The 12,886-nt window shown below is 66.8% G+C and carries 11 protein-coding genes; 9 read left to right on the forward strand and 2 right to left on the reverse strand.

Annotated elements, in window-relative coordinates:
• Positions 1 to 252 precede the first annotated feature (252 nt).
• From H6717_21625 to H6717_21655, 7 genes are all read left to right on the forward strand, one after another.
• Complete coding sequence (locus H6717_21625; protein MCB9579644.1) at positions 253 to 3,354, forward strand: HD domain-containing protein; 3,102 nt, start codon at positions 253 to 255, stop codon at positions 3,352 to 3,354.
• Positions 3,351 to 4,454, forward strand: a complete 1,104-nt coding sequence (locus tag H6717_21630; protein ID MCB9579645.1) for a response regulator — start codon at positions 3,351 to 3,353, stop codon at positions 4,452 to 4,454. The genes H6717_21625 and H6717_21630 overlap by 4 nt, the downstream gene beginning before the upstream one ends.
• 179 nt (positions 4,455 to 4,633) lie before the next feature.
• Positions 4,634 to 6,397 carry a VCBS repeat-containing protein gene (locus H6717_21635; protein ID MCB9579646.1) on the forward strand — a complete coding sequence of 588 codons (1,764 nt, stop codon included), beginning with the start codon at positions 4,634 to 4,636 and terminating at the stop codon, positions 6,395 to 6,397.
• A complete protein-coding gene (locus H6717_21640) occupies positions 6,360 to 6,584 on the forward strand; it encodes a VCBS repeat-containing protein (protein ID MCB9579647.1) in 225 nt (74 codons plus the stop codon). The genes H6717_21635 and H6717_21640 overlap by 38 nt, the downstream gene beginning before the upstream one ends.
• Positions 6,581 to 6,862, forward strand: a complete 282-nt coding sequence (locus tag H6717_21645) for an ASPIC/UnbV domain-containing protein (protein MCB9579648.1) — start codon at positions 6,581 to 6,583, stop codon at positions 6,860 to 6,862. Before H6717_21640 ends, H6717_21645 begins: the two co-directional genes overlap by 4 nt.
• Before the next feature lie 61 nt (positions 6,863 to 6,923).
• A complete protein-coding gene (locus tag H6717_21650) occupies positions 6,924 to 7,241 on the forward strand; it encodes a winged helix-turn-helix transcriptional regulator (protein ID MCB9579649.1) in 318 nt (105 codons plus the stop codon).
• Entirely contained in the window at positions 7,238 to 7,681 is a 444-nt protein-coding gene (locus tag H6717_21655; GenBank protein ID MCB9579650.1) for an SRPBCC domain-containing protein, read from the forward strand. Before H6717_21650 ends, H6717_21655 begins: the two co-directional genes overlap by 4 nt.
• 3 nt (positions 7,682 to 7,684) lie before the next feature.
• On the opposite strand, the gene H6717_21660 is transcribed toward H6717_21655, so the two are convergent.
• Positions 7,685 to 9,256, reverse strand: a complete 1,572-nt coding sequence (locus H6717_21660) for a lipase maturation factor family protein (GenBank protein ID MCB9579651.1) — start codon at positions 9,254 to 9,256, stop codon at positions 7,685 to 7,687.
• A 238-nt stretch (positions 9,257 to 9,494) separates the two neighbouring features.
• Between H6717_21660 and H6717_21665 the strand changes: the two genes are divergently transcribed.
• Positions 9,495 to 10,613 carry a DUF4349 domain-containing protein gene (locus H6717_21665; GenBank protein ID MCB9579652.1) on the forward strand — a complete coding sequence of 373 codons (1,119 nt, stop codon included), beginning with the start codon at positions 9,495 to 9,497 and terminating at the stop codon, positions 10,611 to 10,613.
• A gap of 77 nt (positions 10,614 to 10,690) precedes the next feature.
• On the opposite strand, the gene H6717_21670 is transcribed toward H6717_21665, so the two are convergent.
• Complete coding sequence (locus H6717_21670; GenBank protein MCB9579653.1) at positions 10,691 to 11,689, reverse strand: hypothetical protein; 999 nt, start codon at positions 11,687 to 11,689, stop codon at positions 10,691 to 10,693.
• Between the two features lie 168 nt (positions 11,690 to 11,857).
• Here H6717_21670 and H6717_21675 point away from each other — a divergent pair, with 168 nt between their 5' ends.
• Positions 11,858 to 12,775 (forward strand): hypothetical protein, encoded by a 918-nt coding sequence (locus H6717_21675; protein ID MCB9579654.1) that lies wholly within the window; start codon positions 11,858 to 11,860, stop codon positions 12,773 to 12,775.
• Positions 12,776 to 12,886: the final 111 nt, after the last annotated feature.

The raw sequence follows: 12,886 nt of genomic DNA on the forward strand, positions 1-12,886 counted from the left end.
GAACATAGCGCAGCAGCTGTGGGCTCCATACGACGCTTGGCGTGCGCATCCCACATGATGGTCGTCAGCGCATCGAGAATCTTCGAGCCTGCTCTGCGACGCGCTCCGCACTTCAGTCTTGGGGCCAAGATCCGTTCGACTGGTACGCGACTTGCTGTCCGCCGGAGTGCCAATGTGTTCAGCGCCAACAGTTGTCATTGCCCATCGTCAATTCGGGTGTGACGCTTCCCTTTTGCATCGGAGCGCGAGCTAGTGGATCCCTCGAATCGCCTGTTCAATGACGTCGTCCGCGCTCTGTCGATGGTGCTGGACTTCGACGAGGGGGAGAAGCTCTTTCATGCGTGGCGAACGGCCGTTTTGGCTCACGGGATCGCCGTCGAGCTGAAGCTGCCGGAGCCCGGGCTGCTCTATCACGCGGGGCTCCTGCACGACATCGGCGCCATCGGGCTGCCGGACCACATCATCCATGTGGTCCATCGCGGGGACGCACGCAAGCAGGTGCAGCAGCACGCGGAGCTGGGCGCCCGGATCGTCCAGCCTTTCGGCGTGCTGAAGCGCATCGCGCCCATCATCCAGGACCACCACGAGCGTTTCGACGGGCTCGGTTTCCCTTCCGGCAAGACCGGCGCGGAAATCTCCCTCCAGACGCAGGTGCTGGCGGCGGCAGACACCCTCGAGCTGGCGCTGCGGAACGTGGGGCGAGAGCGCCGCTACGCGGTCGCCTGCTCCACCACCTCCCACGAAAGCGGCCGGGCCTGGGCGCCGGAGGTGGCGGAAGCGGCGCTGGCGAGCATCGAGCGCGACCCGGCGGTGCTGGTCCGCCTGTTCGACGACCAACAGCTCGAGCGCATGGTCCGTTCGCTGGCCTACACTCCGCCGGAGCTCGAGAAGCTGGACCGACTCAATCTTCTCGGTCAGCTCTTGTGGGTCTTCGGGCACATCATCGACGCCAAGCACCCGTCCATGCTGGGGCACTCGCTGCGGGTGACCTACTTCGGATACGAAGTGGCTCGCGCCATCGGTGGAGAAGAGACCAACGTGTGGGACGTGCTGTGTGCGGGGCTCCTGCACGACGTCGGCAAGGTCGGAGTGCCGCGGAGCCTCCTGTGCAAGGCACATCTGGACGAAGACGACGCGCGGGTCATCCGCAAGCACGCGGAAGACACCATGAAGGTGATCTCGACCATCGAGGATCTGGCGCATTTGGCCTATCCCGCCGCGGCACACCACGAGTGGTACGACGGCACGGGCTACCCCGAAGGCAAGTCGGGGGAAGACATCCCGCTCTTGGGGCGGGTGCTGGCGTTTGCCGACACCTACGAGGGGCTCACCAACCCCAATCGCACGTCGCTGTCCCACGAGGCTGCGCTGGACGTGATCCGTGCTCGGGTGGGCACGCAGTTCGATCCGCACATCGCCGAAGCCGCCATTGCGGGGCTGGACGTGGCGGGCAAGGCCGCGCTCGGCGACCAGACGCTCATCAGCCGCTTCTCCCGTTCGCTGGAGGACGACAACCTCGACGTGCGCACGCTGCTGACGGACTCCACGGAGCGCTTGAGCCTCACGCACCTGGGCGAGACCGGCGGCATGTTGGTGGAGGTGCCGCAGTGTCACCTGCTGAAGGTGGACGCGCGCCTACGGATCGCGTCCGGCGGAGGCGGCCTCGCAAAGCTCCTGTCCGTCGAGGAGTCCAGCGACCTCGGGGACTACCTGGAGGACGCCAGCCGCGGCGAGCTGTTGGTTCGCATGGGCGGCCTGGAGCCGGACCGGCCGCTGACGCAGTACCTGTTCGCACGCGGTGGGACGCCGCTGGAAGTGCTGGTGGTGAAGCGCGGCGACGGGTTCGAGATGTTTCTGCGAACCGCGGAGGATCGCTTCCGCACCATGAAGCGCGTCGCTCAATACGATCGCAACTTCATGAGCAGCGCGGAAGCGACGTTCTTCACCGACACCACCGGGCGCATCGTGGACGTCAATCAGGCCTTCCTGAGCCTGTACGGCTATCGGATGGACGAGGTCGTCGGGCAGACGCCCGGCATCTTGGAGGCGGAAGGCGACGTGGACCGCCTGGGACAGCTCCTGGCGCGCACCTGGGCCGGCGGATCCTGGGCGGGAGATCTGGTCACCCGCAAGCGCTCCGGCGAGCTTGTGACGGTTCAGTTCACCATCACGTCCGTGCGGGATGCCACGGGCAATCACGTCGGGCACATCGGCCGCGCCGTGGACATCTCCGAGCGGCACCGCCTGGAGATGGAGCTGGAAGAGAAGAACGCCCAGCTCGAGCATCTCAGCAAGCTGAAGAGCGATCTGTTGGCCACCACCTCCCACGACCTCAAGTCGCCCATCGCCGCCCTCATCAGCTACGCGGACCTGCTCAAGGATCGCATCGGGGAAACCACGCGGGAAGACGCCGAGAGGTTTCTGGCGCAGATGATCGCCTCCGGGCACCGGGCGCTGAATCTGATTGACGACCTGTTGGACCTCGAGCGAATCGACTCCGGCACCTTTGGCGTACACAAGCAGCCCGCGCGCTTGGACGACGCCCTCAGGCGCGCGCTGACGCTGCACGAGCCGGCAGCCCGCGCGAAGAACATGGAAGTCGACGTGCGGATCCAGGGCGCGAACCGCCGCTACGTCGCCGACGAATCCCGCATGGAGCAGCTGTTTTCCAATCTGATCTCCAACGCCATCAAGTTCTCGCCGCGAGACAGCCGCGTTACCGTCAGCTACACGGATTCGGCACAGGGCCTGTGCGTCGAGGTGATCGACGAAGGACCCGGCATCCCGCCGGAGGCGCGGGACTCGATCTTCGACCGCTACTTCCAACTCGAAAAGAATCGGAAGCAGGGGCGCCGCGCAGGTTTGGGCCTGGGGCTCGCCATCGCCAAGGGCATCGTGAACGAGCATTCCGGAAGCATTCGGGTGTCGGGCGGACTCGAAGGTGGGAGTCGCTTCGTGGTGGAGCTGCCGCCGTGTGCCGTGGTGGACGAGCTCCGGGCGGTGATCGTGGCGGCTAACGGAGAGGTGGACGCGCTCACTCCGGGGCTCGAGCGCGTGGGGGTGGCGAGCTTCGTGGCCAGGACCCACGGCGACGTCAGCAACCTGCTGGCGACCGATCACGAGCCGAACCTCCTGTTCGTGAGTGAAGAGGCGGATCCCTCGGTGCGGGACGCCGCGCTGAGCGGTGTCGCCGGAAAGGCGAACGCGCCCCTCGTGGTGCTGTTCGCGGAGGACGAAGACGACGTCGACCACGGCGGTCGCCACGTGCTCAGCCCGCCGGTGTTGGACGTGGAGCTCGCGCAGCTGGCGCGACAGGCGCGGGGCTCTCGATCCCCGCAAGGAGTGACGGGATGATTGTCGTTGTAGACGACGAGCCTGTGGTGCTCGAGACGGTACAAGCAGCGCTCGGCCCAGCCGGCTTCGAGGTCCGCGGTTTCGCGAGCCCCCGGGCGGCCCTCGACTTCATGGCCAAGGTGGAGCCGGAGCTCGTGATCAGCGACGTCATGATGCCGGAGCTCGGGGGGCTCGAGCTCAAGCAGCACTACGCGCAGGCGTTCCCGGACCGGCGTACCCCCTTCGTGTTCCTTTCCTCGCTGGGCGAGGCGGACAACATCGTCACGGGCCTCGCTGCGGGCGCGGACGACTACCTCACCAAGCCCATTCCTCCGGTCGTGTTGCGAGCCAAGGTGGAGCGGCTGCTGTCCCGCATGAAGCAGGTTCGGGGCGCCACGTTCCGCGGGGATCTCGCGAAGTTCCCCTTCGTGAAGATCATGCAGTTCTGTGAGCTCAAGGGTTTGACGGGCGAGGTCGCCGTCCAGTCCGGCGATTTCGCGACCAAGCTGCGCTTTGCTGCCGGTGTGGTGCTGCCGGAGACGGCGCAAGGCGGCGAGGCGGATTTCGAACGCTTGCTGGAGCTGGAGGAAGGCACGTTCCGCATTCAGTCGGAGTCGGTCTCCTTCAGCGAGATCGCCGACGCGGCCGCCGACGAGCCCGAATCGGAGCCGGAGCCGTCTTCCACCACGGACGTGATGGGCCGTCTGTCCAGCGTGCAGGGTGGCGGCAAGGTGTTTCAGATCCAGACCGAGTTCGTGCGGCATCCCGAACAACGGGTCGTCAGCATCGTCGTGCTCGACGGTCGCACGCTCATGAAGCGGCGCAGCGATCCGCTGGTGGGCATGGACTACCGCGCCATCGATCAGATCATCGGCCGCCAGCATGCCGAGGTGGAAGCCAGCGTGTCGGAGCGTTTGGACAAGCTGCTCGGGAAGGCCCAGGGCGCAGGAGAGAGCCCCGCAGCCACGGCGGCGCAACTCCTGGAAGACGGGCTCTCGCGCTACATGGCCAAGGACTACGCGGGAGCCATCGAGGTGTGGGAGCGCGCGCTCGCGCTCGATCCCGAGAACAAGACGTTGGCGTTCAATCTCGAGATCGTGAAGAAGAAGCTCGGGCAGTAGCGCACAGGGCGGCGGCCACTCGACGTCCGCGAACGCGGAGTACCCGCGGCGCCTCGACAACAGAAGCTCCCATTCCAGTACTTCGAATCCTGGGTGTTGGCCCGGCGCGGTACCGACGAGAAGCGAACGCCCCTTCACGGCGGCGCGCTCGGCATGCGGCATCGTAGTATGCTTCGCTCATGCGGTACTTGGCGGGCGCCGCGCTGTTGGCGCTCTCGGGCTTTGCGGCGTGTGGCGGGGACGACGGCGCGGCCGCACCTCACGGCACGGTGGACGCCGGCACGGAAGGCGGCGTCGACGCCGCGGCGGATGCCGACGCGGCGCCCGGCTGCGGCACTGCCGGCCCCACGCTCTCGGCCGGCACCGAGCTGGCCTTTGACGACGGCACCCCGCACGCGGACATCCGCCATCAAACGGCGGCCATCACCATCGACGGCACCGAATACAAACTTGCAGAAGCTCCGCTCTGGGAAGCCGTGCGCTTCGAGCTGGCGCACCCCGCAAAGGTCCTGGGCTTCCGGGTGCAGTGGGCCAACGTGGACGCCGCGGCAGCACCGGACATGAAGCTCGAGGCCGGGCTCTACGGCGACTTCGGTTACAACGGCTTCGACTTCTGGGCGCCGGACCCATTGTGGACGGGCACGCGCTGCGTCTCCGACATGACGGACGGCCAGTGGCTCGACTACGCGTTGCCCGAGCCCGTGGTGATCGACGAGCCCGGACTGGTGTACGTGGCCCACCACGCTGCCAGCCCTACGGACCCGGTCTTCTATTACGACGACTCCGCCGCGGACAACTGCGACGCCTTCGACAGCTGTCGCTCGGCCTTCAACCTGCCGGAGGTGCCCGGCTACTACAACGGCACCTCGTTCCCGTTCCAGCGCGACTTCTTGGTGCGGCTGGTGGTCGAGTACACGGACGACGTGAAGCCCGCGGACAAGCTATTTCAGGAGGTGCCCACCGAGTCCGGAGACCACGTCTCCTGGGCCGACTACGACGGCGACGGCTTCGACGACGCGCTGGTCAGCGGCAAGCTCCTGAAGAACGACGGCGGCACCTTCAGCGACGTGACCCAGAGCGCGGGGCTGGCGGGAGTTTCCGCCACCGGCGGCGTCTTTGGCGACTACGACAACGACGGCTGCCTGGATTTGTTCCTATTTTCCGAGTCTCCCGCGAACGGCGACACGCTGATGCGCTCGAAGTGCGACGGCACCTTCGAGGACGTGACGGCGGCGGCGAAGATCACGGACCTGCAGAGCTACGAAGATTGCGGCGATCCGGCCAACGTGCACGCGCCCTCCGCCGCCGCCGCGTGGGTGGATCTGGACGCGGACGGCTTCCTGGATCTCTACGTCGCCAACTTCATCTGCTGGAGCAAGGAGACGTATTACATCGACACCGTGTTCCACAACGAGAAGGACGGCACCTTCTCCGACTGGACCGGGACGCACGGCTTCTCGAGCAACAAGGCGCCCAGCCGCGGTGCGGCACCGGCGGACGCCGATGGCGACGGCGACATCGACTTGTTCGTGAATGCGTACCGGTTGCGTCCCAACTACTTCTTCGTCAACGACGGCAGCGGCACCGTGTCGGAGAGCGGACAGACGACGGGGCTCGCCGGCGTGGCGACGCAAGCCGGCGTGGTGGTGTACTTCGGCCACACCATCGGCGCCGCTTGGGGATCTCGACAACGACGGCGACTTCGATCTTATCGCCGCGAACCTGGCGCACCCCCGCTTCTTCAATTTCTCCGACAAGACACAGGTGCTGATCAACGACGGCAGCGGGCACTTCACGGACAAGGCCGGCACTTGGGAAAAGCCGGTGAGCGCCGCTGGGCTGCGCTACCAGGAGACGCACTCGGTGCCGGCGCTGGCGGACTTCGACCAGGACGGCGTCCTCGACATGGTGATCACGGCCATCTACGACGGACGGCCCACTGACTTCTACTGGGGCAAGGGTGACGGCACCTTCGAGCTGGACGCCTACCACGCTGGGATCACGACCAAGAACGGCTGGGGCGTGGCCACGGCGGACTACGACAACGACGGCGACGAGGACGTGTTCGCGACCAAGCTGTTCCGCAACGACACGCGCCGAGCAAGGGGCACTGGCTCCAGGTGCGGGTGAACGGCAATGTCAGCGCGAACCGCGCGGCGATCGGTGCTTCGGTCTTGGTGCAGGGGGGTGGCAAGAAGTGGCTGCGGCAGGTGCAAGGCGGAACCGGCAAGGGCGGGCAGGATTCGCTCACGCTGCACTTCGGCCTGGGCGCGGTCACCAGCGTGGACACGATCACGATCACGTTCCCGGGTGGCAAGCAGGTGAAGTTCAGCGGCCCCATCGCGGTGGATCAGCGCTTGTGGCTGGCGGAGGACGGCTCGCAGAAGAGCGGTATGTCGCCACCGTAGCGGCTTGTCGTCAGGACGGCGCCATGTTGACAACGCATAAGCAGGCGCTTATACGTTGTGGGTGAGCGAGAACATCGACGTTTTCCGAGCGCTGGCGGATCCCACGCGGCGAGCCATCCTGGAGCAGCTGGCTCTGGGGGAGACCACCGTGAAGGACCTCACGGCGCGCTTCAGCGTGTCGCAGCCGGCGGTGTCGCAGCACCTGGCGGCGCTGCGGCGCGCGGGTCTGGTCAGCGAGCGGCGCGCCGGGCGCTTTGCTCACTACCGAGCAAACCCCGAGGGACTGCGTCCCCTCGTGGAGTGGATCGATCACTTTCGGAGCTTCTGGCCCGAACGCATTCGGAGGCTCGAGGGCCTCCTACAGGAGATGGACGAATGAGCGAAACCCAATCCATCGTCGTGAAGTACGAGCTGGCGCAGGCGCCAGAAAAGGTATGGCGCGCCCTCACGGAACCCAAGCTCCTCGCTGCCTGGCTGATGGACAACGACATCGCGCCCGTGGTGGGTCATCGCTTTCAATTTCGTGCGCAGCCGGTTCCGGGTTGGGACGGCGTCGTCGATTGCGAGGTGCTCGAGGTCGTGCCCTTCGAGCGATTGAGCTACAGCTGGCGCGGCGGATCGGACCAGCTCGAAGGCTACGGCGGAAAGCTCGACACGGTGGTCACTTGGACCCTCGAGAAGTCCGCCTCCGGTGGCACCCTGCTGGAGCTGAACCACTCCGGATTCACTCCCAAGAACGCGTTCGCGTTCGAGAACTTGGGCAAGGGCTGGCGCGGCAAGCTCGCCGAGCGCATCGAGCGAGTGCTCACGGAGCTGTGACGGCTACCAGCCGTTCATCTCGAGGAAGCGGGTGAGGCGCGGGTCGCCCTTGGACAGGGGCGGCAACCACTCGCCCACCCGCTGTCGCGTCCACACGGTGGCCTCGCCCGGGGGCGAGAGCTCGTAGCGGTACAGCTCGGCGCGGATGACGCGCGGCGGCCCGTCCGGAAACGGGTTGCTGGCGAGCAAGCTCAGGGTCTTCTCGTCACCTTCCAGCAGCTTTTCCACGAAGTGCACCGTCCACGGGTGCTGGTACGGCTGCCCCATGGCGGCGAACCAGATCTGCCAGTCCAACCGCAGGTGGTACGGCGTGATCCAGCACGGTCGCCGCGTCGGGTCTCCGGGCTTGCACTTGAACTCGTAGGCTGTCCACTTCGTGCGCGCATCCGGCTTCGCGTCGCGGGTCCCCTCGAACACGATCTCGTAGCGCTTGCGCCCCACGCTGCCGAAGGCGCCGTAGGTGTTCACCAGACCCAGGGGCTCGAAGGAGCGGTTCATCGCTTGCCGAGACGACAGCAAGTTGGAGACGGGGAAGATGCTGAGCAAGCCCACTACGCCGAAGACACCGGCCACGGCGCGCCCCTGCCCGCGCGACGCCTGCGCCGTTTCCTTGGCGCGCTCGCTGGCGCGGACCCACGTGTTCGGCAGCAGCCGGCGCCACAGGGTGTCGTCGAAGCAGGCCAGGATGGGCACGATGGTGAGCCAGTTCAGGAACGCGAGGTTCCCGCTCAGGATCAGAGTGATCTGGAGCGCCAGCATCACGGCGCCGGCGGCGTGGCGCAGCCTGCGTCTCGGAACGAACACGAACAGTGGCGCAACCAGCTCCGCGAAGTGATTGAACAGCACTCCGCCGGCCAGCGCCCAGTGCGGTAGGGCATTGAAGTACGGCGTGAGCGGCCCCGGGATGGGCTGCGTCTCGAAGTGGTAGTAGAGGCAGGTGAGCTCGGTCCAACACGCGTCGCCGCGCAGCTTGATAAGCCCCGCGCCCAGCATGATGCGCACGATGAGCCAGCGAAAGAGCCAGATCACCGGCGTGGGCGGTGGCCTGCGCGGAAAGGGGCGGCCGTCGAGCAACGGCACCAAGAAGATGGCCAAGAACCCCGTCTCGCACAGCTGCATCTCCCAGCCGTAGCCGTACCAGCGCTGTCCGACGTGGATCAGCGAGAGGTACAAGAGCCACAGGACCGAGAGCACGATCGAGTTGGCGTAGCCGCACAGCACTGCCGCCGAGAGCACCACCCCGAGCCACATGGCGGCGAGCAGCACGCCGTCCGAGTGCGCGAACCAGAACAGGCTCGGGAGATTGAAGAACGCGGAGCCAAAGGAGCCGAAGTGGTGCTCGACCGCCGGCAGGTACAGGGAGATCGGCGTGAGGCCCTGCGAGCCGATCAGCGGGACGACTTGATTGGCCGCAACCAGGAACGCGACCAGGTACACCAAGCCGAGCATGCGCAGCACGACGAAGCGTGTGAGCCAGAGCGACGGACCTTCGCCGCGCCAGCCGCGTACCAGCGCTTCCGTCCATTCTGGACGTAAACCGGGGACGTCCGTGTCGTGCTCGCGGCGGTCCGACATGCCCTCGAAAAAAGTCCTACGCCTGCGTTTGGGGGGCGTTCAAGGCCTCAAAGGGGATCCTTGCAGAATGCCTGTAAGGCCGTTCCACCGCGGCGCGTTGTCTGCCTACCATGGCGGACGTGCGTGCTCTCCCCTGGCTCCTGCTCTCCACCGCTTGCGTGATGGCCGCGCCGCCGGCCCAGGCGGAAGATGAAGCGAGGAAGGAGCCCGCGCTCCAAAGACAAGCCAGCATCACGCTATCGGTGGAAGACGCGAGCGCGGCCTCCAAGGAGATCGCCGGGCTGGTGGTGAAGCTCGGGGGCCGCGTGGTGGTGGATCGAGATCGCGAGCTCGCGCTGGACGTGCCAACCCGCGCTATCGGGATTTCGTCCAGCGTCTGTCGAGCATCGGCGAGCTGCTTTCGGAACGGGCCGAGACGGTGGACGTCTCCAACCAGATCGCGGACGCGGCCGCGGAAGAGCGCAGCGCCGAGCAACGCAGAGCGCGGCTGGCTCGTCTCGATGACATCGCGCGGGGCATACCGGAGCACATCATCGTGATGCGCGAGCGGCAGCAAGCGACGGAGGCCGTGACCCGAGCGCAGAAGCACCAGCGGGACATGGAGTCCCGCGCCTTGGTGACGCGTGTGTCGCTGGCGTTCTCGACGACGCCGGTGGAGCACGTGGGAGAAACGTCCCTGCCGTTCCCGTGGCTCGGGGACCTGGGGCTGCCCAAGCTGCTCGATACTTCCGATTCCGGGCGGCCGCCGTCGCGGGATCTGCGTGCCATCGTGGATGGCGAGTTCGGTCTTCGCGGGGGCTGGGCGCGCAGCAAGGAGCGCTACGGAACCAAGGGCACGCTGGCGCTGGCCATGAACATGCGCGTGCTCGGTGAAGCGCAGCCCGTGGGGGTGTTCGGCGGCTTCGACCTGGCGCTCGGAGGCGGCGGCGGATTCTTGTATGGCCTCCAAACGGTGCTCGGCGCCGGTGTGCCCATCGGCGATGACTTCGCGTTCGCGCTGGGCACCGGCCCCGGCGTGGACGGCATCACCAGTACCGTGCCCATCGGCGTCACCCTGCCCATCGAGCTGTACCTCACCTGGGACTTCTCGACCTTCATGGGCGCCAACGCTTGGGTGCGGGACGGCTGGGTGTTCGCGGCGGACGAACGCAAGAAGGGCTCCACGAACGCGCCCTTCGGAGACGAGCTCTCCGCCGGCATCAGCTTCGCCTTCGGGGCGCGGGAGGGCAGCAGCTATACGCGCAATCGCTTTGGGCCGCGCCTGGGAGTCGGCTATCGCGAGATGCTGGGCACCCGCGTGTACGAGCTCACTCTCGCCTTCGGCGCACGCGAGGCGGACTACTCGGAAGCGTATTGATGGAGCTGCTCGACACCTGTGGCCTCCGCTACACGCAGGTCGCATCTGCCCGGGCGGCTCGGTAGCGCGCCCGGAGCTCAGTGCGTGATCGGACCCGTGGAGATCACGAAGTCGTCGAAGTAGGTGTACTCGTCCTTGGTGGCCGCCCAATCCGCGCCGCTGCCGCCGAAGAACGTGGAGAAGTAGAAGACGTCGATGGCGAAGGTGTCCACGTCTCGGTAGCGGATGTCCGTGCGCTCCATGGCCTTCTGCCCGTTCCACCAAGCCTCCACGATGCCGTCGTGCTGGCCCGGCGTGTTCATCACGAAGTGGTGCTCCACCTGCACCCATTCGCCGGGCACGAAGCTCCGCTGCCCACCGATGTCGTACCCGAGATCCTCGCCGTAGATGGTGGGCTGATCGGGGTGATACAGGTACTGCACGGCGTCGCCGCCGGTGCGCCACATCATGCGGCCGCTCCAGCCGTCCGTCCCGTCGGGTTTGCTGCCTCCGGTGTTGTTGGCTCCGCCTCCGAGCCCTGGGATCTTGCCGCCCTTCACGAAGTCGAAGCCCGTGCCGAACTTGACCCAGTAGGAAACGTACAGCTCGTCAAAGCTCTTGGGCAGGTTCACGAGCCACTGGGCGCCGCCCTCTCCGGGGCCCACGCCTCCCTTCGGATACAGGATGCGCAGACTCTTGCCGGAGTGCGCTTCTGCGCCTTCGACGATGTCCACACGTCCTTCCGTCAGGCCCTGGGCCCACTTGAGCCCGGTCCATTCGAGGTCCATCGCGCTCTTGGTGTAGGGACCGGTGGGAGCCGGCTCGAAGTCGACCTTCAGGATGATCTCTCCGGCGCTGCCACCGCTGCCCGCGGCGCCCCCCGTGGAGCTACCGGCGGCGCCGCCGCTGGACGAGCCCGCGCTGCCACCCGTGGCTGCGCCGCCGCTGCCGCCCGTAGCGCTGCCTGCCGCGCCACCACTCGAGCTGCCGCCGCTGGAGCTGCCTGCCGCACCGCCCGAGCTCGGTGTCTCGTCCGACTCGGAGCCACACCCCACGACCGCCAACACCAACACCGAGAGGAGAAGAGTTGCCCGCATGCCCCGAGAGTAGCGTGCCCAGCCACCACACCGAGGCACCGCTTTCACGATCTCCGCTCCCTGGCGGCCCGGGTCCAGTTAGTGGTTCAACCAGTTAAATGTTTGGAACTACTAGAGAAAATGGTGGCCATCGGTCGGCTTGGCACGGCTCCTGCTCTTGCCCGGGGCATGACCCACACGACCTCCAAGTCCTTGTCGCTTCATTCTTTTGGTTGGCTCGCCGCGGTAATGGCGCTGTCCGCGTGCTCGTCGGCACCCGTCGAAGAAACGCCGGCAGGGCCCGTCGGTCCCGTCGCGGCGAACGCGGCCGAGGCCTGGCCCGACGCTCCGTCCGTGCCCGCCGTCACGCACCAGCAGATCGCTCAGGCCTGCGAGCGCGCGGCGGAGTGCATCCCGGACACGATGATCCAGCCCTGCGTCAAGAGCGGCGCGTGCACCGACCCGCAGGGCAAGCTCAGTCACGAAGAGCTGTTGGCGTTGATCGATCTGTGCGTGTACGACGCCACCTTCTCCGCCGAGCGTGCCATCCCCCTGAGCGGCTTCTCCAAGCGCAACGAGCGCGCGGAGTACTTCGTGGACTGCACGCTGAAGGCCGCGGATTGCGGCGGCGTCAGCGCCTGCGTCAGCGACCGCATGGATGCCATCGAATGTCAGGAAGACGGCTGCCGAGCGACCCGCAAGCTCACTGTGACCTGCAATGGTGACGTGGCCACCCTGGACGACGGCACCACGACGGCCACCCGCGACTGCAGCCGCGCCTACGCGCAGTGCGACCCCAAAAGCCCGACCGGATGCACGGACCGCCTGTACAGCGCGTGTGCGGACCCGTCCCTGGGTGACCACTGCGACGGAAACATTCGGCTGGGCTGCGATGGCGCGGACCAGGTGAGCTACCACGACTGCGCGCAGATGGGCGGAAGCTGCCAAACCGTGGAGGGCCGCGGCCAGTGCGTGTACCCGACGTCCGACGCGGATTGCGGCGACACCGCCGCGCCCGCCGCGTGCACCGGGGAGAGCTTGGGCGTGTGCGTCAACGGCGAACGGATCGACATGGACGCACCCGCGCTGTGCCCGGCCCAGCCGTGATCGGATTGGGCGAGACCCGTCGCTTCGATGTAGACTGATTCGCCTTCGCGCAGCCCACGCTGATGGGCCGCGCACATCGCGGAAAGGTCCAGCTCATGTCCTGGCTTCGGA

Source organism: Polyangiaceae bacterium (assembly GCA_020633235.1).
Taxonomy (GTDB): domain Bacteria; phylum Myxococcota_A; class Polyangia; order Polyangiales; family Polyangiaceae; genus JACKEA01.